This window comes from Microtetraspora fusca (genome assembly GCF_001570365.1).
In the GTDB taxonomy this organism is placed as follows: Bacteria; Actinomycetota; Actinomycetes; order Streptosporangiales; family Streptosporangiaceae; genus Microtetraspora; species Microtetraspora fusca.
Genome location: NZ_BBYK01000087.1, coordinates 13,674 through 37,375, shown reverse-complemented (window position 1 = coordinate 37,375; position 23,702 = coordinate 13,674). Strand labels below are relative to the sequence as shown.

Annotated in this window: 18 protein-coding genes and 1 pseudogene; 4 read left to right on the top strand and 15 right to left on the bottom strand. The window is 68.5% G+C overall.

Annotation, left to right across the window (positions count from 1 at the left end):
- Nucleotides 1-197: 197 nt before the first annotated feature.
- From AWQ68_RS38380 to AWQ68_RS38370, 3 genes are all read right to left on the bottom strand, one after another.
- On the bottom strand, nucleotides 198-1,397 hold the full coding sequence (locus tag AWQ68_RS38380; protein WP_066951064.1) for a GNAT family N-acetyltransferase: 1,200 nt from the start codon (nucleotides 1,395-1,397) through the stop codon (nucleotides 198-200).
- Between the two features lie 16 nt (nucleotides 1,398-1,413).
- Nucleotides 1,414-2,199: a 3-hydroxyacyl-CoA dehydrogenase family protein gene (locus AWQ68_RS38375; protein WP_218007226.1), complete on the bottom strand. Its 786-nt coding sequence runs from the start codon at nucleotides 2,197-2,199 to the stop codon at nucleotides 1,414-1,416.
- 110 nt (nucleotides 2,200-2,309) lie between these two features.
- Nucleotides 2,310-3,455 carry a thiolase family protein gene (locus AWQ68_RS38370; protein ID WP_066951061.1) on the bottom strand — a complete coding sequence of 382 codons (1,146 nt, stop codon included), beginning with the start codon at nucleotides 3,453-3,455 and terminating at the stop codon, nucleotides 2,310-2,312.
- Nucleotides 3,456-3,587: 132 nt separating this feature from the next.
- Between AWQ68_RS38370 and AWQ68_RS38365 the strand changes: the two genes are divergently transcribed.
- Together AWQ68_RS38365 and AWQ68_RS38355 are read left to right on the top strand one after the other, a co-directional pair.
- On the top strand, nucleotides 3,588-5,132 hold the full coding sequence (locus AWQ68_RS38365) for a class I adenylate-forming enzyme family protein (RefSeq protein ID WP_169809068.1): 1,545 nt from the start codon (nucleotides 3,588-3,590) through the stop codon (nucleotides 5,130-5,132).
- 191 nt (nucleotides 5,133-5,323) lie between these two features.
- Nucleotides 5,324-6,730, top strand: a complete 1,407-nt coding sequence (locus AWQ68_RS38355) for an amidase (protein ID WP_066951052.1) — start codon at nucleotides 5,324-5,326, stop codon at nucleotides 6,728-6,730.
- Nucleotides 6,731-6,877: 147 nt separating this feature from the next.
- Here AWQ68_RS38355 and AWQ68_RS38350 read toward each other — a convergent pair whose 3' ends face one another.
- Both AWQ68_RS38350 and AWQ68_RS44530 read right to left on the bottom strand, forming a co-directional pair.
- Nucleotides 6,878-8,104 (bottom strand): metal-dependent hydrolase family protein, encoded by a 1,227-nt coding sequence (locus AWQ68_RS38350; RefSeq protein WP_066951050.1) that lies wholly within the window; start codon nucleotides 8,102-8,104, stop codon nucleotides 6,878-6,880.
- Nucleotides 8,101-9,873 carry a S9 family peptidase gene (locus tag AWQ68_RS44530; RefSeq protein WP_218007225.1) on the bottom strand — a complete coding sequence of 591 codons (1,773 nt, stop codon included), beginning with the start codon at nucleotides 9,871-9,873 and terminating at the stop codon, nucleotides 8,101-8,103. The genes AWQ68_RS38350 and AWQ68_RS44530 overlap by 4 nt, the downstream gene beginning before the upstream one ends.
- Nucleotides 9,874-10,185: 312 nt before the next feature.
- Between AWQ68_RS44530 and AWQ68_RS38340 the strand changes: the two genes are divergently transcribed.
- Nucleotides 10,186-10,818, top strand: coding sequence for a TetR/AcrR family transcriptional regulator (locus AWQ68_RS38340; RefSeq protein WP_066951046.1), 633 nt, complete (start codon nucleotides 10,186-10,188; stop codon nucleotides 10,816-10,818).
- Between the two features lie 107 nt (nucleotides 10,819-10,925).
- On the opposite strand, the gene AWQ68_RS38335 is transcribed toward AWQ68_RS38340, so the two are convergent.
- The 7 genes from AWQ68_RS38335 to AWQ68_RS38305 all read right to left on the bottom strand — a co-directional run bounded on the left by AWQ68_RS38335 (nucleotide 10,926) and on the right by AWQ68_RS38305 (nucleotide 19,089).
- The gene (locus AWQ68_RS38335) at nucleotides 10,926-12,107 is read right to left on the bottom strand and encodes a CaiB/BaiF CoA transferase family protein (RefSeq protein WP_066951043.1); all 1,182 of its coding nucleotides are present in this window, start codon (nucleotides 12,105-12,107) and stop codon (nucleotides 10,926-10,928) included.
- Nucleotides 12,100-12,489, bottom strand: coding sequence for a Zn-ribbon domain-containing OB-fold protein (locus AWQ68_RS38330; protein ID WP_066951042.1), 390 nt, complete (start codon nucleotides 12,487-12,489; stop codon nucleotides 12,100-12,102). The genes AWQ68_RS38335 and AWQ68_RS38330 overlap by 8 nt, the downstream gene beginning before the upstream one ends.
- A complete protein-coding gene (locus AWQ68_RS38325) occupies nucleotides 12,482-13,633 on the bottom strand; it encodes an acetyl-CoA acetyltransferase (RefSeq protein WP_066951039.1) in 1,152 nt (383 codons plus the stop codon). The genes AWQ68_RS38330 and AWQ68_RS38325 overlap by 8 nt, the downstream gene beginning before the upstream one ends.
- Nucleotides 13,634-13,705: 72 nt before the next feature.
- Nucleotides 13,706-14,704, bottom strand: a complete 999-nt coding sequence (locus tag AWQ68_RS38320) for an ABC transporter ATP-binding protein (RefSeq protein WP_066951037.1) — start codon at nucleotides 14,702-14,704, stop codon at nucleotides 13,706-13,708.
- Nucleotides 14,701-16,590: a dipeptide/oligopeptide/nickel ABC transporter permease/ATP-binding protein gene (locus AWQ68_RS38315; RefSeq protein ID WP_066951034.1), complete on the bottom strand. Its 1,890-nt coding sequence runs from the start codon at nucleotides 16,588-16,590 to the stop codon at nucleotides 14,701-14,703. The genes AWQ68_RS38320 and AWQ68_RS38315 overlap by 4 nt, the downstream gene beginning before the upstream one ends.
- On the bottom strand, nucleotides 16,590-17,612 hold the full coding sequence (locus AWQ68_RS38310; RefSeq protein WP_157546424.1) for an ABC transporter permease: 1,023 nt from the start codon (nucleotides 17,610-17,612) through the stop codon (nucleotides 16,590-16,592). Before AWQ68_RS38310 ends, AWQ68_RS38315 begins: the two co-directional genes overlap by 1 nt.
- Before the next feature lie 46 nt (nucleotides 17,613-17,658).
- Entirely contained in the window at nucleotides 17,659-19,089 is a 1,431-nt protein-coding gene (locus AWQ68_RS38305) for an ABC transporter substrate-binding protein (RefSeq protein ID WP_169809067.1), read from the bottom strand.
- Between the two features lie 383 nt (nucleotides 19,090-19,472).
- On the opposite strand from AWQ68_RS38305, the gene AWQ68_RS38300 reads away from it, so the two are divergent.
- On the top strand, nucleotides 19,473-20,378 hold the full coding sequence (locus AWQ68_RS38300) for an SDR family NAD(P)-dependent oxidoreductase (RefSeq protein WP_084464872.1): 906 nt from the start codon (nucleotides 19,473-19,475) through the stop codon (nucleotides 20,376-20,378).
- Nucleotides 20,379-20,403: 25 nt separating this feature from the next.
- On the opposite strand, the gene AWQ68_RS38295 is transcribed toward AWQ68_RS38300, so the two are convergent.
- From AWQ68_RS38295 to AWQ68_RS38290, 3 genes and pseudogenes are all read right to left on the bottom strand, one after another.
- Entirely contained in the window at nucleotides 20,404-21,000 is a 597-nt protein-coding gene (locus AWQ68_RS38295; RefSeq protein WP_061259804.1) for a TetR/AcrR family transcriptional regulator, read from the bottom strand.
- A gap of 248 nt (nucleotides 21,001-21,248) precedes the next feature.
- Nucleotides 21,249-21,635: pseudogene (locus AWQ68_RS41770) on the bottom strand (transposase); the annotation flags it as partial.
- Between the two features lie 79 nt (nucleotides 21,636-21,714).
- The gene (locus tag AWQ68_RS38290) at nucleotides 21,715-23,679 is read right to left on the bottom strand and encodes an alpha/beta hydrolase (protein ID WP_066951026.1); all 1,965 of its coding nucleotides are present in this window, start codon (nucleotides 23,677-23,679) and stop codon (nucleotides 21,715-21,717) included.
- Nucleotides 23,680-23,702 lie beyond the last annotated feature (23 nt).

Below are 23,702 nucleotides of genomic sequence, written 5' to 3'. Positions count from 1 at the left end.
ACGCATGTCGCTTCCTCTCATGGGCGGGCCTTATGTGATGGGTCGATCTCTATGGGCTCGGGACGGAAAACGGAGGGCGCGGGTTCTACGAGTGTCGAAGTCAGAACCAGTCCGGCAGATCCGCCCCCACCATGACCCGCAGGCCGCGGATCCGGACCGGCAGGCCAAGGACAATGCCCAGCTCCGCACCCCTGCCGCTAGAACATCTCCGGCAGCCAGGCGGGAGGGCCGGTGAAGATCCGGTCCAGCGCGTCGACCGCCTCCGGGGCGCTGATCGCGAGCCGCCCGGCGCGCAGCAGGTCACGGGTGCTCGCCCAGCCCGAGTAGAGAGCTGCCAGCTCACAGGATCCCAGCGTCACGATCGGCACATCGTCATCGCCGACTCCGAATTCGACCGTCGCCTTACCGTCGGACACCTTCAGCAGCCAGCGACCGGTGTTCTCCCGCAGATTCGGGTCGGTAAGGTCGAAGCAGACAGCCGCGTCGACCCATGTCGGGTACCCGCGGCCCGACAGCGCCGCGGCCACATCGACGATGCGCAGCATCCACGGGTAGCAGAACTCGACGCGCGCGACCAGGCCGCCCAGAAGGCTCAACCACGGGTCCCGAGGCGGGCCCGACCACAGCAGGTCGCGTCCCAGGCCCTTGTGCCTTGCGAAGTGGGTCAACAGTGCGGCCGATGCAGTAGGGGTGGTCCAGACGACCTCACTCACCTCGACATCGAAGTAGTGGGGCAGGTCCTTACCAGCTGACTGCTTGCGGTACGCGACATAGCCGGTGACCCGACCGTCCTCCCACACCGCCCGGCGAAAGACGGAAGTCCGGTCGGCGTCCTTTGGGTGTCGCAAGTCCCACCAGTACGGCGACCGGGCCAACAGCCCTTGTTCCGTCGCAGCGAATCGGTTGTAGCAGTCGACGATCGCCGGCAGGTCGTCGTAGGTCCAGGTCCTGACCAGGGCCTCGGACCCCTTGGTGACCGGCAGCGCCTCGAGCGGCGCGCGGTAGGTGCGATGGTCGCCGGCGATCTCCCAGCCGGCCTTCCGGTACGCCGCCGGCGCGCTGGGAAAAAGGGTCGAGACCGCTACCCCGTCGGCGTACATCTCTTTGAGCATGCCGTCCATGAGCAGACTGCCCGCGCCCGAACCGCGGTAGTCGGTGCCGACGGCCACACTGTGGACGCCGGTGGCCTTCAGTTCCCGGCCGCCGAAGTACTGGCCGAGGGGAGTGGCCACCGCTGTGGCGCAAACGATGCCGTCGCGTTCGAGGACGTAACGCCCCTGGAGAGGAAGATCGGCCTTATCGCCGCGGGTGCCGGAGGCGACGGCGAAAGCCTCGTGGAGGAGGACGATCATGTCGGGCACGTCGTCGTGTGCGGCGGCACGTATCACATCGGTCACAGGACACTCCGAATCGTCAGCCACGCTTCCAAGGGGCGTCTTTCGGGGGCGCGGTCGATGAGCGGTTCTCGCCCCACCCGCTCGCGGACCCGTCCACCAGGGCGAAGGGACCGACCGGCCATCTGAAGCCGTCGACGACGATCTGGTCGACCTGGTCTTTGGTGGCCAGCCCTTCGTCGACCACTCGCTGGGCCTCACGCACCATGGCCGTCAGCACACGGTTGCCGACGAATCCCCAGACGAACGGGTTCTCTTTGACCACGACAGGGTTCTTGCCGCACGAGGCCGCGACCTGAACAACCGCGTCGACCGTTTCCTGGCTGGTCTGCGGCGTCACGACGAGTTCTGCCAGCGGCATGACCGGCGCCGGCGATGACCAGTGCCACCCCATCACCTTCTCCGGACGCGTCGTCGCCCCCGCCAGCGCACAGATCGGGTGACCCGAGGTGTTCGACGTCAGGATCGCCTCCGGTGGAGCCATCTCATCCAGACGTCTGAACATCCGCGTCTTGAGACCCAGGTCTTCCGGAATGCACTCGACGACCAGATCGGCCGAATCCAGCGCCTCAGCCAGATCGGTGCCGAAGGACAGCCGCTCCTGCGCGGCTCGCGCCCGCTCGGGGGAGATCTTGTTCCGCTCCACCGCCCGGCGCAGGCCGTAGCGACCGTCCACGACGAGCTCCCGCGCGACCTTGATCTGCTCTTCGGACAGGTCGTAGCAGTAAGTGCGGTAGCCGTGGGTGGCCGTCGCCTGGGCGATGCCGCTGCCCATGATCCCGGCGCCGATCACGGCGATGCGCATCTGGCTCATGCTCGCGTCCCACTTCCGCCTGCCCGACCACGGGCGTTGACCTGGTTGGTCATAAGTTCCAGCTTCCAGTCGATGTTGAAATACAGGGGGCCTGGTCTGAGTCAGACCAGTTCGTAGATCGTCGTGTTGGCCTGGCCGCCGCCTTCGCACATCGTCTGCAGGCCGTACCGCACGCCCTCCGACCGCATGTGATGGATCAGCGTCGTCGCCAGCCGTGCCCCCGATCCGCCGAGCGGGTGGCCGAGCGCGATCGCGCCACCGTTGACGTTCAGCGCCTTCTCGTCCGCCCCGGTCTCGGCGAGCCACGCCAGCGGCAGGCACGCGAAGGCCTCGCTGCATTCGAAGGCGCCGATGTCGCCGATCGAGAGCCCCGCCTTCTTCAGCGCCTTCAGCGTCGCCGGGATGGGCGCGGTCAACATCGGCATCGGCGCGTCGCCCGCGAGCACCGCGGTGTGCACCCGGACCAGCGGCGTCAGCCCCAGCGCGGCCGCCGTCTCGGACGTCGTCACCAGCACCGCCGCCGCCCCGTCGGAGATCTGCGAGGAGTTACCCGCCGTGACCCGGCCAGCCGGCCGGAACGCCGGCTTGAGCCTCGCCAGTCCGTCCAGCGTGCCGCCTCGGCGTACGCCTTCATCGGCCGATACCACGGTGCCGTCCGGCAACGTCACCGGCGCGATCTCGGCGTCGAACCGACCGGCGTCCTGTGCCGCCGCCGCCTTCTCGTGCGACGCGAGCGAGAACTCGTCGAGCCGCTGACGCGACAGGCCCCACCGCTCCGCCATGATCTCGGCACCCTCGCCCTGGTTCGGCATGGTGTCGCCGTACCGCGCGCGGTAGTCGGAACCCAGGGGGAACCCGCCGGCGAAGGACGAACCCATCGGCACCCGCGACATCGACTCCACGCCACCGGCCACCACCAGGTCATAATGACCCGCGATGACCCCTGCGGCGGCGAAGTGGATCGCCTGCTGTGACGAGCCGCACTGCCGGTCGACCGTGACCCCGGGTACCGCCTCCGGCCAGCCCGCCGACAGGGCGGCGGTTCGCGCGATGTTGAACGCCTGATCACCGATCTGCCCGACGCAGCCCCAGATCACATCGTCAACGTGTGCGGGATCCACGCCGGCGCGCGAAACCAAGGCCCGCAGGACGTGCGCCGAGAGATCCGCCGGGTGAACCCCCGACAAGACACCGTTGCGACGTCCCACCGGGGTCCGTACCGCTTCCACGATCACCGCGTCCCGCATGGCTCACCATCCGCCCGACTTCGTTGGGATTGACCATCTCGTAACGCCAGTACTATAACGCTATTACCAGAACGACGCTACCGCACCGTAGGCGGAGGATCGATGGCGCCGCCCGATCGACCCGGAGGAAGTGTGACGACAACGACCGCACTCGAAGGTGCCACCGCTGTGACGTACGGGCAGAGGTTGGCGATGCTGGCCGCGTCGGCTCCTGACAAGCCGGCGCTGATCGTGGCGCACCAGGCCGGTGGAGAGACCGTGATCGGCTTCGGTGAGCTTGAACGGCGCAGCAACCAGGCCGCACGCAGGCTGGCGCGGGCAGGGGTCGGCCCGGACAGTGTTGTACTGGTCGCCCTGCCCAATGGGATCGCGCACGCGGTCGCGTCGTTCGCCACCTGGAAGCTGGGCGCGTGCGTACTGACGATGAACTCCACCCTGCCCGAACACGAGCGTCAGCTGACCTTGGCGGCGGCCAGGGAATCCGGACGGGAACTGTTCGTCGTCGGAGACACCCAGGAGTGGGCACTGCCGGGAATCAGCCGGACCGAACTGATGAACGCCGAGCAGTACAGCGCCGACGCTCTGCCGGTCGTCGTGCCCCGCCCCGGCACGGCGCTGGCCACCGGTGGTTCCTCTGGACGACCGAAGATCCTCGTCAACCCCACGCCCATGGTCGCCGTACCACTCGAACCCGGCGAGCGGGACATCTTCGGACGGGAACCGCACGGCACGGCCCTGGTGGCCAGCCCGATGTACCACGCGATGCCTTTCCTGCAGACCTACCAGAATCTGTTCCACGACTGCACGGTGGTGTTGCTGGAGCGATTCGACGCGCGGCTGGCAATGGAGATGATCGAGCGCCATCGGGTCACCTGGATGGTGATGGTGCCCACCCAGATGCAGCGCTTCCTTCGCGTACCCGATCTCGACTCCCGGGATTTCAGCAGCGTGAAAACCCTCTACCACGCAGGCGCGGTATGCCCCCAATGGGTCAAGCGGCGTTGGCTGGAACTCCTGGGCCCCGACCGGGTAGTGGAGGCGTTCGGCTCATCGGAAAGTGCCGGCGGCACGTTCATCTGGGGTCAGGACTGGCTCGCGCACCCCGGCAGCGTCGGCAGAGGCGGCGAACTGACGGAAGTGCGCATCCTTGACGACGAAGGTGCTCCGGTGGCTCCCGGCGAGGTCGGCAACATCTACCTCCGCTGGCTTCGCCCGCCGGCCGGCTTCACACAGAACCCCGACGACAACTACGCCTACTGGGGAGCAGAGCCGGCCACGGCCACCAGCGACGGCGCGGTATGCGTCGGCGACCTCGGCTGGCTCGACGAAGACGGATACCTGTTCATCGCGGACCGCCGCGTGGATTTGATCATCACCGGCGGCCAGAACGTCTACCCCGCCGAAGTCGAGGTGGCGCTCAGCGAACATCCCGGAGTCCTCGACGTCGTCGTCATCGGTCTGCCCGACGAAGCATGGGGCCGGCGCGTGCACGCCATCGTCGTCGCCGACCCCGAGCGGCCACCGAGCGAAGAACAACTCCGCCGGCACTGCAGGGACCGCATGGCCCACTACAAAACCCCCAAGACGTTCGAGTACGTCGACGTCCTGCCCCGCGACGACCTCGGCAAGATCCGGCGCAGGCAACTCGCCGGCGAACGCCTGACCAGTGGCTCCTGATCACCCTGTCGGAGGAGTCGCTGCTTGCCTGCTCGGGCTCGCCGGTCTGAGGCCGCCGGCCCACGAAATCGCGGCCATCTCTCGTGGCTACCCGGAGGCCCGGGCGGCGGCAGACGTCCTGTTCACCATCGCGACGGACGCGGACGAGGTCTCCGGATCGGTGTTCCGAGCCGACCCGTTCAGTACCGCCGATGAGTAGAGGGACGGATGCGTCGCCGCGCACGCTCACTGAGCTCGCCGAGGGCGTTCAGGCTGGTGACGTCACCAGCCTGAACCTCGTCCGGGAGGCGTTCGAACGAGCGGATCGGGTGGACGCGGATCTTCACGCGCTCAAGTCCAGGCTGACCGAACACGCAGAACGCGCGGCGGCCGACGTCGATGAACGGCACACCGCCGGCCTCGACATCGGCCTGCTCGGCGGTGTCCCCGTGGCCGTCAAGGACATCTTCAAGCTCGCCGACGCGCACACGACAGCCGGGAGCGAGATTCTCGACTGGCCTCCGGACGGGACCGATGCCGTGGTCGTCGAACGGCTGCGGAACGCGGGGGCGATCATGCTCGCCACGACGACGACGATGGAGTTCGCCGTCGGCCCGCCTGACGAGGAGCGGGCGCCGGTGCCGCGCAATCCCTGGAACCTGGCGCGATACACGGGAGGCTCCAGCTCGGGGTCGGCCTCCGCCATCGCCGCGGGGATCGTGCCGGCGGCACTCGGTACCGACACGGCGGGAAGCATTCGAGCTCCCGCGGCCTATTGCGCGGTCACCGGGCTGAAACCGACGTATGGACTCGTGCCGAAGTCCGGCTGTGTGCCGCTCGCGCACAGCCTGGACACGGTCGGACCCATGGCGAGGTCCGCGCGTGACTGCGCGCTGATGCTCGGGGTCATCGCCGGCCACCACCCGTCTGATCCGAGCTCCGTCCGCCGTCGCGTACCTGACTATGCGCGCCACCTCGATGGGGACCTGTCCGGCTTGACCGTCGGGGTGGATCGGCTCTTCCGCGTGGCAGGTGACCAAGAGGATCCGGCGCTGCCGGAGGTCCTGCATGACGGCATCGAGGTGATACGAGGCCGGGGCGCGCGCGTCGTCGACATCGAGCTCCCGTACTACGACGAGCTCGCCACCGCGCTCACCGTCGTCCTGCTCTGCGAGGCGTTCGCCTACCACCGGCCCGGCCTCCAACGGCGGTGGCGGGACTACGGCGCCACCACGCGTCTTGCTCTCGCTTGTGGAACGCGGTACACCGGCGCCGACTATGTGCAGGCGCAGCGGGTCCGCCGCTTCGGGCAGAAGGCCTTGGCCAGGTTGTTCGCCGAGGTGGACGTGGTGCTCACTCCGACCGCGGTCACAGGCGGGGTCTCGCTGCGGTACATCGCGGAGATGGACCCGACCCACGGCATCAGATCGGCCTACACGCCGTACTGGAGTGCCGTCGGCAATCCCGCCGCTTCGATGCCCGCGGGATTCGACAGTGATGGCCTGCCGCTGGGGCTGCAGATCGCCGGCCGGCCGTTCGGCGATGCCGTGGTGCTGAAGGTCGTCGACGCCTTCCAACGCGACACGGACTGGCATCTGCGCGTTCCCGAGGGGCGTTGACCGGCTCGATCAGCCGGTCTTCACGTGGATCGCGGTGAAAAGGGTCTCCATGCCCCGGTCAGCATGACCGGATCATGGAGACCCTTCCCGCGTCTGCGTGCCGGAACGTCGGAATCGATCGTCCAGCGGCGAACGCGCGTCGTGGCGTCAGCCGTGGGACGCGACGAGTGCACCTCGCTGGTACACGGCGCGAATCCGCTGGGTCAGGTCGGCGAATTGGAGGGGGTCTCCGTCCACCACCACCAGGTCCGCCTGCTTGCCCGGCTCGATGGTGCCGACTTCCGCGTCGAGCCCGAGAAGCCGCGCGGCCGTGCTCGTGCTCGCCTTCAGCACGTCTGCCGCGGGCATGCCGGCCGCGGCCATCAACTCCAACTCCTCAAGGTTCCTGCCATGCGGGAAGCCGACCCCGTCGGTGCCCATCGCGATCCGAACGCCGGCCTCGACCGCGAGCTTGAAGGAGCGCTGATGGTGGGCGATGACCTCGTGCACCTTCTGCCGCGAGGAGTCGGTGATCGCGACTCCGTTGCTGGTGGCCTCGATGACGCTGCGCGGCGCGAGCAGGGTCGGCACGAGATACGTGCCGTGCTTGAGCATCAGGTCGACCGCTTCCTCATCGAGGTAGATCCCGTGCTCGATGGACCGCACACCCGCTTCGACCGCGTTCTTGATGCCCTGTGTTCCCTGGGCGTGTGCCATCACCGGAATTCCCGCCGCCCGCGCCTCGATCACCGCCACCTCGATCTCCTCCGGCAGCAGCTTGGAATGCCGGGGATCGTCCCCAGGGGACAGGACGCCCCCGGAGGTCGCGATCTTGATCTGGTCCGCACCCGCACGCGCCAGCTCGCGCACCCGTCGCCGCATCTCCTCGACGCCGTCCACCACGCTGCTGCCAATACCGGGTACGGTTCCGGTTCCGAGCGAGGCCATGCACTGGCCCGAGGGCATCCAGCCGTCGCTGTGCCCGCCTGTCTGGCTCAACATCTGGATCGCGATCAGCAGCCGCGGACCCGGAATCCGCCCGTCGGTGACGGCCTGCTTCACGGCCGGGTCGGCGCCGCCCGCGTCCCGGGCGGTGGTGATGCCGATCGAAAGCAGTTTGGCCAGATTGTCGGCGGCTATGTAGTGGCCGTACCCGTACGGCTGTTGCATGAGGATCATCAGGTCGATCGTTTCCAGGGTCACATGCACATGGCAGTCGATGAACCCCGGAAGCAGTGTCCGGCCGGCCACGCTGACCTCGACGTCACCGTCCAGCCCCTGACCCACCTCGACGATCCGGCCATCCTGAACGGCGACGTCGGCGGGACTCGGCGCGGCACCGGTCCCGTCGAAGACGTCGCCACCGGTGAAGACGGTACGGACGGATGTGCTCACGCGCTGTTCCTCTCGATGTGGGGGACCGTTTCGGTGGCATCGGCCTCCTTGCCGAGCACGTACCTGCTCATCCAGTCGAGCAGTGCGTCGTTCTGCGCTCGGCGGTGCCCGATCGGGCCGATGACGGAGCCACCGTGGCTGGAGCCGGGGAAGCGCAGCATCTCGGCCGGAACGCCGGCGATCCGCAGCGCGGTGTAGAACTGCTCGGTCTGCTCGGCCGGGCAGCGGTAGTCGTTCTCGTGCTGCAGGAACAACGTCGGCGTCGTGCAGTTCTTGGCGTAGGTGATCGGCGAACAGCGTGCGTAGGTTTCGAGCAGCTCGAACGGGGTGTCACCGAGTTCGGAGACGCCCATCCAGGCGCCGACGTCGCTCGTGCCGAAGAAGCTGATCCAGTTGAACAGCGGGTTCTCCGGGCAGGCCGCCTTGAACCGGTCTGTGTGCCCGATGACCCAGCCGGTCAGGTTGGCGCCACCGGAGATCCCGCACACGCCGAGCCTGTCCGCGTCGGCCAGGCCCAGCTCGATGGCGTGGTCCACACCCGCCATCAGGTCCGCGTAGTCGAGGTTGCCCCAGTCACCGTTGATCGCGGTGGCGAAGTCGTCCCCGTAACCGGTCGAGGCGCGGTGGTTCACCTGCAGCACGCCGAACCCGGCTCCGTTGAACATGAGCGAGTCGAATCCGAAGTTGTAACCCCAGGCCGCGTGCGGACCGCCATGGATCGCCAACACGGTGGGCACCGGAAGCTGGGCGTCGGCCGGGCAGAGGAACCAGCCCTCCACTTCCGCGTCGTCCTTGCTGCGGAACGACAGCCGATGAACGGTCGGCAGCGCGAGCTCGGACAGCAGCGCCTGGTTGGTCCGGGTGAGCCGCCGCTCGTTCTGGCCGTCGGCGTCGGCGACGTACAGGTCGCCCGGCTCGGTGAAGCCGAAGGCGGCGAACACCACGTTGCCGCCGGCCGCTCCGACGGCGGTGCAGACCCGATCGCCGGTCACGATGACCTGGTGTCGCTCGGGACCGGAAAGCTGGATCCGTACGAGCGACACGGCGCCGCGAGCCTGCACTTGCAGCAGCGCCGCCGTACCGTCCTCGGTCGGCACGATGCCGCCGACGACGCCGGCGACGAAGCCGGCGGACGGGCTGTCGGTCTGCATCAGGCCGCCGAGGTGACCTGCGATGTCGGCGCCCCGCTTCTCACGCTGCCCGGTGGCCGGATCGACGATGTAGAGCGACGGGCGGACGCCCGGCTTGGTGTGCGCCTCGTAACCGGTCAGGTAGACGACCTTGCCGTCGGCGGTCACGGTGTGCGTGAAGACGATGACCTCGGCATCAGTGCCCGTGACATCGCTGACCTCACCGCCGAGGGTGACCCGGTGCAGGCGGGAGTCCGGCTTGGTGGAATCCGGGTTGTGTCCCGCGACGAACACGATGGCCTGCCCGTCCGGGGTCCACTTCGGAGCGCTGTTCATCCACCCGTCCGAGGTGAGCCGCTGGGGTTCGGCGTCCGTGGTGAGGTCGAGAACGTAGATGTCCTGAAGCGCGTCATCGACCAGGCCGATCCCGTCTTGCCGCCATACGGTGCGGGTCACGCGATACGGGGCGCTCGGGTCCCGAGACGTGCCGGCCGGCCCGGCGGTGAAAGCGATCTTGCTCCCGTCCGGGGAGAACACCGCACCGCTGCCCACCCCCTGGGAGAGGTTCGTGAGCTGCCGGGCCTCGCCGCCGGCGACCGGCAGCAACCACAGCTGCGGCGTGCCGCCTCGGGTGGACATGAAAGCGATGTGTGTGCCGTCCGGCGAGAAGGCCGGCGCCGTGTTCACGCAATCGCTGTGAGTGAGCCGTGCCGATGTGCCGTTTGCCACGTCAAGCAAATGGAGGTCGACGTGTTCGGTATTGGTCTCCGTATCCACTCGGGTTAACGCATAGACGGAACGCCTGCCATCCGACGACAGGTCGGCGCCGCGTAGAAACCGCAGGCGAAACAGGTCTTCGGGGGTGACCTGACGCGTCATGGACCCTCCAGTAGTGGGCTATAATGAAGTTATAATAGTGGCGTTACGGAACTAATCAAGGGGTGCCGCCAAATGAGCGATTCGAATTCGACCCGATGGCCGGCAAGGTCCGCGGCCAAGGCCGCCACGCGCGCCGCCCTGATCGAGGCGGTACGCGAGATCGCGAAGGAACGCGGCTATCTGGCCACCTCCGTGGAGGCGGTGGCCGAGAGGGCCGGCGTCACGACGGGATCGATCTACTCGATCTTCGGCGGTAAGCGCCAGCTGTTCACCCAGGCATTCGACGAGATAAATCGGCTTCCCCGGTTGACCGACGCGGCCCCGCTGGGCACGCCGATGATCCAGGCACTCGAGGCCTTCGGCCTGCACTGGGCCGACATGACGAACCAGCCGACCACGAAGACGGCCCTCGACCTGTCCATGGAGCTGCGGCTGACGGCACGCGGGGACAGCGCCATCGAGGCGGACTCGCAGCGTCGCTACGGCGCGCAGATGCAGGAGCTCGCCGACGAGCTGACCAGATACGCCGCGGCGGCCGGCGAGTCGTTGCCGATCCCGGCTATCGACCTGGCAAGGATGCTGGCCGCGACCCTTGGCGGCTTCGCGCTCGCCCGGGTGCAGACCGGCGAACCCCGGGGCGAGCTCTTCGGTTATGCCGCGGCCTGTCTATGGACCGGCCGGTTCGCCGCGACGGGCGGCAGCTGAGCAACCCCCAGCACCCCGATGCCGCCCGTCATCGGCCCAGCACACAGCCCGGCGTGCCGGACCGGTCAGAACGCGCCGGGTCGCGTCCCGCACCACTCGTGCATTCTTCATCCGGCGCTCACCACGCCGGCGGTGACGAGCGCGTCGATCTGGTCGTCGGTCAGTCCGAGTTCCTTGGCGATCTCGCGTGTGTGCTCCCCGGGGTAGGAGGGGGGTCCCGACACCGACAGGGGCGTGCGCGACAGCCGCGGGGCGGGCGCCGGCTGCACGATGCCGTCCAGCTCGACGTAGGTGCCGCGCGCGACGAGATGAGGGTGCCGCGTGCGCTCCTGCCAGTCGAGGACCGGCTGCACGCAGGCGTCGGTGCCACCGAGCAGGGAGGCCCACTCGTCCCGGGTGCGGGTGCGCCACAGTGCCGCCCACTCGTGTTTGTGGGCCGGCCACTCGGCCGGTGACGGCTGGACGAAGCGGTCGTCGTCGCCCTCGCGGAAGCCGGTGATCCGCACCATCTCCGCGAAGAAGTGCGGCTCCAGTGGGCCTACGGCGACCCACTTGCCGTCGGCGCACTCGTAGACGTCGTAGTAGGGAGCGGCCGAGTCGAACGCGTTCGCCCCCCGGCGCGTCGGGTCCCATAGGCCCATCTCGGACAGCGCAGTGATCATCATCGTGAGGACGCTGACACCGTCGACCATCGCCGCGTCGACGACCTGGCCGACCCCACTGGCTCGTGCCTCGACGAGCGCCGCGAGGGTGCCCATGACGAGGAAGAGCGAACCACCGGCGTAGTCGGCGACCAGATTGAGAGGGGCCACCGGCGCCTCGTCGGCGCGCCCGATCGCCCACAGCGCTCCGGTGAGAGCCAGGTAGCCGATGTCATGGCCGGCCACCTGCGACAACGGGCCTTCCTGACCCCACCCGGTCATCCGCGAGTAGACCAGCCGGGGGTTGCGGGCGGCGCAGTCCTCGGGCCCGAGACCCAGCCGCTCGGCCACACCGGGCCGGTACCCCTCGACGAGCACGTCCGCGCGTTCGATCAGGTCCAGGACGAGGCCGCGGCCGTCAGGGTTCTTGAGGTCCACCGCGATTGAACGCTTGCCCCGATTGACGACGTCCTTGCGGTATCCCTGCTGGAGCTGCGGGCCGCCGGGCACGATGCGGTCGACGCGGATGACGTCGGCGCCGAGGTCGGCCAGCAGCATGGTCGCGAACGGTCCGGGACCGATGCCGGCGAGTTCCACGACGACGGTTCCGGCGAGAGGTCCTGAGGTCATCGGGGTCGGCTCACGCATCGGCGTCAACCGTGAAGATCGGCAGCGGCGGCGCGTCGGTGCGGTGGCGCCAGCCGATTCGTACCCGATCGCCGATTCGTGCGGTGTCTCCGGCAACGTTTGTCAGCATTCTTGGTCCTTCATCCAGTTCAACGATGGCTGCGATGTAGGGCGGCTCCAGGTCGGGCCTCGCGGAGATCCTCACCGTCGTGCAGGAGTAGATGGTCCCCGATCCGCTCGCCGGAACGGACTCCAGCGAGGTCGACTCGCAACCGAGGCACAGCGGGCGCGGATAGTGTTGCCACCGGCCGCAGTCGGCGCATCGCTGCAGGACGAGGACTCCGTTGCGCGCCCCGTCCCAGAACGCCCGGGACAGCGGATCACCGTAGTAGAGATCAGTCACGACCGAGCACCACCGTCGAAGAAGTGGACAGGAACCCGCCGACACCGTGCGCCACGGCGATCTCGGCGTCGGCGACTTGGCGGTCGTTCGCCTCGCCGCGCAACTGACGCACCGCCTCCACGAGAAGAAGAACGCCGAGCGCGCCTGGGTGGTTGTACGACAGGCCGCCTCCGGTGGTCATCGCCGGAAGGTCACCGCCTGGTTCGAGCCGGCCGTTCTCGACGAATGGACCGCCCTCGCCTCGCTCGCAGAACCCGAGGTCCTCCAGCGCCTTGATGACGGTGATGGTGAACGAGTCGTACGGTTGGAGGACGTCGACGTCCGCGGGGACGATCCCGGCCATCCGGAACGCGGCCTCACCCGACTTCACGCCGGCGCTGACGGTGAGATCGGGCATCTGGTCGATGTGCCAGTGGGTATGGCTCTGTCCGACTCCGAGGACACGCACCGCGGGTTTGGCGGCATCGCGCGCCCGTTCCGGTGTCGTGACGACGACGGCCCCTCCGCCGTCGGTCACAAGACAGCAGTCCAGGGTGTGCAACGGGTCGGACAGTAGTGGAGATTCGAGCACGTCGGAGACGGTCAACGGCGTTCTGATCCACGCCTTCGGGTTCAGCGCCGCCCACTTGCGCGCCGCTACGGCGACCTGTGCGAGCTGCTCTGATGTGGTGCCGTATTGGGCCATATGGCGGGCCGCGATGAGCGCATAGTGCCCGATGGGAGCGGGCAGCCCGTAGGGGTGCTCGAACTGTGCGGTGAGCGAGGCCGCGTCGGCCGCGGGAGGGCGGCGGTTGCGCCGGCTTCTCTGCCGCGACGCGTACGCGATCAGCGCGACCTCGCACTGTCCCGCTGAGACCGCCAGCATGGCGTGATGGACGAACGCCTCGAAGGCGGCTCCGCCCAGATCGCTGGAGTCGGCGACCCGCGGCTCGATTCCGAGATACTCGCCGACCTGGACCGTGCCCTCCTCGCCCATGTAGTTGACGAACAGGCCGTCCACGTCCGCGATGGTCATTCCGGCCTCTCCGAGCGCCTCTTTGGCGGCCAGCGCGACCATCGATAGCTCGGTCTGGTCGAGCACCTTGCCGAGCGGCGTTTCGGCGACGCCCGCGATATAGGCCGGGCGTGCTTTGAGCCCTGTCATTGTGTCCCTTCGTGTTTCCATGGGTGCGGCGTGCCCGGATTCGCCGTCTTCCTGGCGTCGGCCGGTCTGGGCTCACCCGGGTACGGTGGTGTCCTGCGCCGCGATCGTTCGGGTCGCCTGGGACGCGTAGTGACACGCGGCATCGCTCGCGGACGTCGCGATCGTTCCGGGGTCGTGCTCGATGCAGTCTGTCCGCTCCGGGTTCGTCTGCGGCCCGACCGGACAGCGGGGATGGAAGCGGCACCCGGCGGGCGGGCGCCGTGGGTCAGGGGGCTCGGACTGAATCGGAAGTCGCAACGGCGCGCCGACTTTGAGGCGAGGCACGGAGTCGACGAGCGCGCGTGTGTAGGGGTGTCGCGACTGTACGAGGACTTCCTCCGAGTCGCCCGCCTCCACGATTCTGCCGAGATACATGACGGCGACCTGGTCACTGATGTGTCGAGTCACCGCGAGATTGTGTGAGATGAAGACGATCGAGAGCGCCAGCTCCTTCTGCAGATCACCGAGGAGGCGGAGGATGCCGGCCTGGACTCCGACGTCGAGTGCGGACGTGATCTCGTCCGCGATCAGGACGCTCGGCCTGGCGGCGAGGGCGCGCGCGATGGACGCGCGCTGTAGTTGCCCACCCGACAGTTCGTGCGGGTAGCGCCGGGCCACGCCGGTGTCGAGGGCGACGAGTTCGAGCAGCTCGGCCGGGGTGCGCGCCGTCCCGCTCGCCGATTCCCTTACCGGCGAGGCGAGCACTTCGGCGATGGAGGCGCCGATGGTGGATCGCGGGTTGAAGGCCGACGACGGGTCCTGGGTGATGAACTGGACGTGACGGCGAACCCGGGCTTCCGCCGGGCGTGACCAGCTACTGAACTCGGCGTCGGCGACGACCAGGCGCTGAAAGCTGCCGTGGGCGAGCCCGACGAGCGCGCGGGCGACCGTCGACTTGCCGCTTCCGGACTCGCCGACGAGTCCGAGGGTGCCACCGGATGGGACCGCGAGGCTGACTCCGTCGACCGCGCGGACGGCGCGCGCTCCCCGGCCGTACTGAACACGCAGGTCGGTTACTTCCAGTGCTGTCATACCAGCTGCTCCTTGTCGGCCATATTCCAGCAGGCGACCTCGCCGGCCGCGCCCTGCATGAGCGGCGGAATCTCGTCCGCGCAGCGCTCGGAGGCGATGGGGCAGCGGGCCAGGTAGCTGCACCCGCCCGGCCTGTTCCGGCCGTCGGCCGACGGTGCGACGCCACCGGGTTCGGCCGGCGCCTCGCTTTCCGCGGAGTGGTCAAGCGTGATGACCGACGCGAGCAGCGCCCGGGTGTAAGGGTGTTGCGGCCGGTGTACGACGTCGGCTGTGTCGCCGTACTCGACGATGGCTCCGGCGTACATGACGGCGACCTTGGAACACATCTGGGCGATCACCGACATGTCGTGGCTGATGAGCAGGACCGAGGCTCCGCTTCGAACGTTGACGTCGCGAAGCACACTGAGTACCTGCGCCTGTACGGTGACGTCGAGCGCTGTGGTGGGTTCGTCGGCGACGATCAGCGCCGGTTCGGTCATCAGGCCCATCGCGATCATGACTCTCTGCCGTTGACCGCCGGACAGTTGGTTGGCGAAGTCGCGAAGCCGGCTCGCGGGCGCCGGTATACGGACGTCTGTGAGCCGCTCGACCGCGCGTTCGACGGCTTCGCGGCGGCCGACGCCGCCGGCGCGAACCGCCTCGGTCATCTGCGTGCCGAGCCGCATGGCCGGGTTCAACGACGTCGCCGGGTCCTGGAAGACCATGGCGAGTCGCTGCCCGATCCGCCGCGACCTGAGACCCGCGGGAGTCCCGGCATGTCCGAGGAAGCGGCAACGTTCCGTGGTGACCCGCGCGTTGGCCGGCGCCAGGCCGGCGATGGCCAGGGCGGTCATGCTCTTCCCGGATCCGGATTCGCCGACCAGGCCGAGCACCTCTCCCTTACGTATCCGCAGGTCGATGCCGCGTACGGGCACCACTTCACCGGCGGGGGTGTCGAACGCGACGCGGAGGTCCCGGACGTCGAGTACCAGGTCGTCGGACGTTGGGTCATCGGGTGTCGGTTCGGCGGCTGCCTGCGCGTTCTGTGCGTCGTCGCCTGCCGTGCGGCGTCGCGCCCCTGCGAGTCTGGGGTTGGCGGCCCGGGCCGACGCCTCGCCGACGAGAGCCAGGCCGATACCGGTAACGACGATCATGGCTGCCGGACCCAGGGCCGCGGCCGGCTGCACGTACAGCAGCGTGAAGCCGTTGACGAGCAGGACTCCCCAGTCGTAGCTGGGCGGTTGGACGCCGATGCCCAGAAAGGAGAGCGCGGACACGGCGACGAGCGCTGAGCCGATGGCGTAGAAGAACGTCAACAACAGCGGTTCGGCGATGTTCGCGAGAAGGTAGCGGGGGAGGAGGGTTCGGGTCGGCACACCGAGGGTTCGCGCGATCCGGAAGTATTCCTTGCGTGATTCGGCAAGCGCCAGATTGCTCGACAGCCGCGCGAGCGGCGGCGCGAAGGCGATGCCGATTGCCACGATGGTGCTCGTCGTGCCGCCTCCGAACATCGCGACGAAGACGATCGCGAGAAGAATCACCGGGAAGCTCAACGAGACGTCGACCGCGGCCAGACACACGCGTCGAAGCTGGGCGGGCAGAACGGCGATCACGATTCCGACGACATAGCCGAGGATCGCTCCCACCACCGCCGCGCCGACGGCCAGGAGCAGCGACAGGCGTGTGGCGACCATGGTGCGCGCGAAGACGTCACGGCCCAACCCGTCGGTCCCGAACAGATGATCTCGGGACACTCCGAGATTGAGGTTGGTCACATTCTCTGCCTGCGCCGCGTCGTGCCACAGAAGCGGCCCGACGACGGCAAGGGCGATGATCAGGAGGAGAGTCAGCGATCCGACCGCTCCGCTGGGTGTCCGGAAAAGGGCGTGCAGGTATTTGTTGCGCATCAGTTCTCCCGCAACGCGCCGGGGTCGACGATCGCGAGCAGGACGTCGACGAGGGTGTTCACGATCACGACGGTGGCACCGAGGAGCAGCACCCCCGCCTGCACGACCGGGTAGTCACGGTTCACGACCGCGCTGGTCAGCGCGGACCCCATGCCCGGCCAGTTGAAGACCTGCTCGACGACGACCGTGCCACCCACGAGCGAGGCGAAGGAGACGCCGGCGAGGGTCACGCCACCGTAGGCGGCGTTCGGCATCACGTGCCGGATGTAGATCCGCCGACCGGTCAGCCGCTTCGCTCGTGCGGTTCGGACATAGTTCTGCGAGAGGACGTCGAGGGCCTCGGCGCGCACTACTCGCGACAGGAACCCGATGCCTGGGATGGCCACCGCCAACGTGGGTAACGTCAAGCTCGACAGACCGTTGTCCCCCGCGACCGGAAACCATTTGAGGTAGAGACCGAAGACCACTGCGAACAGTGCGGCCAGCACGAAGTCGGGGACAGCGCTGAGCGCACCCATGCTGGTGCCGTACGTGGCGTCCAGTCTGGGTCGTCGCCCGTCGCGGGTGAGAACGGCCATGAGGGTGCCGACCCCGAAGCCCACGATGAGCAGCACCATCGTGGCCGCCGCCGCGAGCTCCACCGTCTTCGGGAAGCGCTCGGCGATCAGTTCCCGTACCGGCACTCCCTGGCTGAACGACTCGCCGAAGTCCAGGTGCAGGGCGTTCCAGCAGTACGACCACAACTGCTCGAACTGCGGCCTGTCCAGCCCGAGGCGGTGCCGGGTGAGCTCAACGGCTTCCGGCGTGGCCTGCAGGCCCAGGATCCGCCGAGCCGGGTCGCCGGGCATCAGCCGAACCATCAAGAAAGTGCCGACGAGCAGCAGCGCGCATACGACAACGAGCCGTGCGACGCGGGAGAGCAGGAAAACCAGCCACGGGTGACGCGCCTTGATGTCGCTCCACCCCGCCCGACTCGACAGTTGCTGAGTCGGGCGGGAGACGACGGCTGCCTCTTCAGCCACGGGCCGCTCCAAACGATGTCCGTTGCCCAGTTGCCTTCATCTCCGGTCAGCCCTTGGTACGGCGGATCGCGAGAGTGCTCGGCAGGCCGTTGATCTGCAGAGTGACTTTCGGGGACGTGTAGATGGGCGTGACCGGCACCTGCCATGGCAGCAGGTCGTAGTTGCGGAGCAGCTTCGTCTGGACGGTTGCCCAGAGCTTGTCCGCCTCGGCCCCGACCGAGGCCGCCGCCTGGTCGACGATCGCGGTCAGTTCGGCGTCGCCGTTGCGAATGAAGTTCGTGCCGGTCGGCGGGAGCGCGCCGACGTAGAACGACATCAGGGCTGTCGGCGCCTCGACGGAGCCGTCGATCGGAAAGATCGTGATGTCGTAGTTTCCGCTCGACAGGTCGGCGAGCCACCCGTTTTCGTCGGTGACGGAGAGCTTGACATCGACACCGATGTTCTTGAACTGCGAGGCGAGATATTCGTTCGCGTTCCCCCACCCGGCGCCACCGATGACGCGCACCTGCAGGACCTTGCCATCCTTGGTCCAATGCCCGCCCGACTCGGTCCATCCGGCTGCCGACAGCGTGGCCTTCGCCGCCTCCGGCGAGAACTCGGGCACGAGCTCCTTGGTGCTTTCGTCGTACCCCGGCATGTTCGGCGGCAGGACGCTCGTCCCCAGCTCGATGTCGGACGCCGTGGGACCGAGGTAGGCGAGAAGCAGGGCCCTCCGGTCGATCGCCTGGAACAGTGCGTGTCGCACCTCCGGGTCCGCCGTCACGTGACCGGCCTCCATGTTACCGACCACGGACCACTGTCCCTGGGTGGCGACGACGGTCTTGGCGATGGACTTGTTGCTCTCGACACGCTGTGCGTCGACACCGCCGAGCCCGGAGACGTCGATGGTGCCGGCGAGCAGCTCGTTCGCCGCGGTGGCGTCACTGTTGATGACTTTCAGGATGATGGTCTCCGGCACGCCTGGCGCTCCCGACGTCATTCCGCTGGGTCCCCAGGTGTAGTCGTCCCGCAACTTGAGCGTGTAGGAGAGTCCCGGCTTGCTGTCCGCGAGCTCATAGGGACCTGAGCCCTCCGCGCCCGATGCCAGCCTCGCTCTGTCCTTGAGCCCGGCCGGGCACACCAGTGGCACCATCTTGAGACCGGCGAGCAGCGAGCCGAACGGCTCGGCCGCGGTGATGGTCAGGGTGGAGCCGGCGTCGTCTGCGGTGAAGGTCAAAGGTGCCTTCCCCAGCCAGCGCGTCGCGTAGGGGGAGCCGGTCTTGGGGTCCATGTAGGCCTTGAGAGACGCGGCGATGTCGGTAGGAGTGAATGCGGAGCCGTCTCGGCATTTGACGTCGGACCGCAGTTGGAACTTGATCGACGAGGGAGTGACCTCCCAGGACTTGGCGACCACGCCGATGTAGGCCTTGGTCCTCGGGTTGTACTGCACCAGCGTGTCGTACGTCGCGTAGGTGATCGGGGTGGTCGCGCCGGTCACGGTCTTGAATGGATCGAGCGAATCGGGTGCGCCTGCCATTCGGTAGGTGACGGTGCCGCCGGGCGCCGCGAGCTCGGATCCACCGCCCTTCGTTGCGTTGCTTGTCGACTCGCCCGAACAGGCCGCGCCGGCCAGAGTGACGACAGCGGCCGCAGCAGCCAGTCGAAGTGGGGATTTCACCGACATAGACATGCCTCTCATGCGATCTCCCCAGGAAGTGAACCTTAACGATCGTTAGAAGTCAATGGACCTCGAATAGCAGGTGAACGCGATCTACCAGGTGGGTTGTCAGCTCTTGACCGAGCTGTGCTAGGTACGCCATCATGCAGCGTCTTAACGATCGTTAAGCAACGCCGCTAGAACAACGAAGGGCGGATTCCGCGATGACACGTCTCAAGGGGCGAACCGCGATCGTGACCGGTGCCGGGCGGGGTCTCGGCCGCGCGCACGCGTTAGAACTCGCCGGACAGGGGGCGAACGTCGTCGTGAACGACCTCGGCGGAGACGTACACGGCGCCGGAGCGGATCCGACACCGGCACAGGAGGTCGCCCAGCGGATTCGAGACCTCGGCGGACAAGCCGTGGCCAGTGGCCATGACATATCGGACTGGTCTCAAGCGGCCGATCTGATTCAGATGGCCGTCGAGTCCTTCGGTGACCTCGACATTCTGGTCAACAATGCCGGGATCATCCGCGACCGGTCACTCGCCAATATGACCGAAGCCGACTGGGACGACGTGATCCGCGTTCACCTCAAAGGACACGCCGCACCGACCCGACACGCGGTGGCCTACTGGCGGCAACGGGCCAAGGCCGGGAACCCGGCCGACGCCTCCGTCGTCATGACGAGCTCCGTGGCCGGGCTCGCCGGCAGTTTCGGGCAGGCCAACTACGCCACCGCGAAATTGGGTGTGCTCGCGCTCTCACGAGTTGTCGCCCTGGAAGCCCAGCAGTACGGCGTTCGATCGAATGTCGTTTCCCCGGGCGGACGGACAAGGATCACGGAGCCGGACGGGGTGCGGACCGCACCTGATGACGCCGCTTCAGGCTTCGATCAGATGGACCCGGCGAATGTCTCCCCGCTCGTCGCCTGGCTCGCCGATCATCGGTGCCGGGCGAACGGCCAGGTTTTCCACATCACAGGCGAACATCTGATCATCTCCTCGCTGCCCACGATCGTCCACGAACTGTGGAGCCGCGGCCGTTGGACGCTGGAGAAGTTCGACGATGAACTGCCCTCACGGTTGGTCGCGCCACTCGACCTGGACGCATGGCTTCCGTCGTCGTGAGGCGGCAGGGCATACGCTGACGGAGTCAGCCTTTGGCGCTCGCCACCATCGCGAGCGCCAGGTCGCCGTACATCCGCGCGACCGAATCCTTCGTCAGGGGGCCATCGGGCTGAACCCACATCACATTGTCGGCCATCCCGAGGATGGCGAACGATACCGCCGTCGGATCGACGATCCGGAACACGCCTTTGGCCATCCCGGACGTGATGATTTGTTTGAGATCCGTCACGTGCTGGTGCATCAGGGACCGGACCTCGCGTCGCTGCGGCGGGGGAAGCGACTCGACCAGAACTCCCATGCTGACCGCGGAGTTTCCGCGAAGCTCGCGAACATAAGGCTGAGCGAGCACGCATTGAACGTGGGTTTCGACGAACTTCGGCAACTGTCTCTCGGGCGGTTCGGCGAGAGTGGCCTGCTGGCAGCGGGCGATCTGGTCCACCATGGGCATACGTAAGCACTCGAACAGCAGATCGGCCTTCGACCCGAAGTGATAATAGAGCGCCGGCCCCGAGACGCCGAGCTCGGCGCATATCGCGTCGACGCTGGTCCCGGCGAATCCGTTGAGCCGGAACATCACCCCGGCTCGTTCCACCAGTTGCGCGCGCAGGTCGCTCGAGATCACCCGCGGATCCGACCCACCGACTGCGCGCCTGCCCATTCCGATCCCTTTCGATCTCGATACACACCCTACCGAGGTCGAGCATACGTCGCGTCAACCCTGCGAGGTCGCGCCGCCACTGCTGCGGCGATCGACGAACCTGGACCGCGGCGGTGCACCACCTGGCACTGACCCCTCCCGGTGTGCGTCGTCCCGGGTGTCCTGGTGCTCGCCGCCGACATTGCGCCTGCCGATAATGTCAACCCGGGCGCCCGCCCGCCGTCCGCTCCATCCGTGCCCTCATCCTGCGTCTGGTCCGGGAGAACCCCCTCTGGGGATATCGGCGCCTGAGCCCTCTTCTCCGGGATGACAGCCTGAATGCGCTGTTTCCGCAGGTAGGCGCGGTTACCGCGGGACGAGTAGGCCTTGTCCCCGGTAACCGCGCCGGGCCGGGTGCGAGGACGGCCGACAGGACCCCGCACCCGTATCTTCTCCAGCACGGGGATGAACTGCGGACTGTCCGCAGCCTGCCCCGCAGTCAGGACGAACGCCAACGGCCGGCACTTGCGGTCGGCGGCGAGGTCAACCTTGCTGGTCTGCCCACCCCTCGATCGGCCGAGCAGGGCGGCTTTCAGCCGGACCTTGTGTCGACGTCGGATGCGGTGGAAGGCCGCGGTCCGTCAGCGATCGAGGAGGTTCGGGAGCAGATCGCCGAGCTGAACGGGCGGCTGCCGACGCTCATCGCCCGCCTTCGAGCTGGAAGTCAAGGTCGACCGCGTGTCCGCTGAGTGTGCCGGTGGCGTGGCCGGCTCCGGTGCCCAGCGCGATCCGCACCTGCAGCCGGCCCGGTGCCACGCCGGGCCCGGAGAGCCGCAGCGTGCCGGTGAGCTGCTGACCGGCGCCGGGCGCCAGCGTCCCGGAGACGCTCGCGTCGCGCACCACGCGCACCGCCGTCAGCGTGATCGCGCCGGGTGTCGCCGTGTCGGCGGCGTAACGTCCGCCGCGCAGGCCGTCGGCGGCGCCCCATGCGCGGACCACTCCGTTCTGCTGCACGAGGTCCTCGGCGGTCGCGCCGACGAGCCCGAGCGCGCGGCGGACCGCGGGCGTCGCGGCCGCGCGCGCCGGCGAGAGCTGCTCCGCCGAGACCGCGGCGCGGCCGGGCACCGGCGGCGGCGTCCCGGTGCGCAGGCATGCCCCCGGATCGGCGGACAGCGTCTTCACGAAGCCGATCGCGAGCGGGAGGGCGCACGGATCTCCTGACGGCGTGTGGCCGGCGTTCGCGACCTCCGCGAAGATCGCGTGTGGGAACTGCGCCGCGGTCTCGCGACCGGCGCCGGTCGGCGTGTTCGCGTCGAGGTCGCCGGAGAGGACGAGCACCGGCACGTCCGGCAGCAGCCGGCCGGTGGCGACCGGGGCGCCTGCGGTCGGATCGTTCGGCCAGTCGATGCAGAGGTCGGCGCCCTCGAATCCGGCCGCCGTCCATCCCGCCGCCGAGAACGGCCCGAAGGCCGCCGGGCCGAGCGCCGACAGCGCCCGCCGGTAGTCGGCGCGGCGCACGGCCGGCGGGTCCTGGTAGCGGAACGCGCGCGGGTAGTCGTGGCACATGACGGCCGCGAAGGCGGGCGCGCTGAAGGCCGGATTCTGCGTCAGCCCGGCGACGTCGAGCATCACGAGCGAGGCGAGGCGCTTCAGCGGGTCGAGGTCGCCGGCCGCGGCGTTCGCGAGCGCGGACGGCAGCGCCGCCGACAGCGACCGCTCGCCGCGCGCGTAGACGACCGATGCGAGCGCGGCCTCGTCGAGCGTCGCCTGATAGGTACGCGAACCGGTCGCGACGGTGAAGCGGACAGGGTGGCTGCGCAGCCGCGCGGCGACCCGCTCGAGGTCGCGCATGACGGCGTCGCCGTCGCATGAGCGCGTGCGCGTGCAGATCAGGTGAATCGCCCGCAGCCCGGCGTCGAGCCGGTCGCGCCCGAAGGTGTCGAACGCGATCGGGTAGGAGCCGCTGAGCACGACCGATTGGACGTGCTCGGAGTGGCGCGCCGCGTAGACCGTCATCAGGTACGTGCCGTAGGAGTCGCCCCAAAGGTCGAGGCGATCGAGGCCGAGGACCTGGCGGACCGCGTCGATGTCGTCGGCGACCGCGGCCGAGCCGTAGAGCCCGGCCTCCGAGCCCAGCTCCCGCCCGCAGGCGCCGATCGCGGCGACGAGCTTGGGGTGCGAGAAGCCGGCGAGCGGATCGGTCATCGACTTGCACGTGATCTGCTGCGACAGCCCGATGCCGCGCGGGTCGACGAGGAGCAGGTCGCGGCGGTCGAGCAGCGGCGCCAGCAGGCCGGCGTAGTTCACGAAGCGCGACGCCGGGGCGCCGGGGCCGCCGGGGTTCGGCACGACCGTGCCGAGCGACGGCTGCGACTGGTCGCGCCGAGGGAGGAACGCGAACCCGACGCGCGTGGTGCCCCGGCGCGGCTCCGCGCGGTCGAGCGGGACCTCGACGGTGCCGCAGCGGGCGCCCGCCGGCGCGCCGTCGTAGGTGCAGGGCTTCAGCGGCTCCAGCAGCCGCGGGGGCGCCGCCGGTGTGGAGACCGCGCCCGCGGCGGCGGTGCCGGTGCCGACGGCGAACGTGGCGAACGTGGCGAGCGCGGTAAGCGCGGTCGTGGCCAGCCGCCGTGTGCGCGTACGCGCAGGGGGTATCGACAGCAACATCTCTCTCCGGTTCATCATTGACG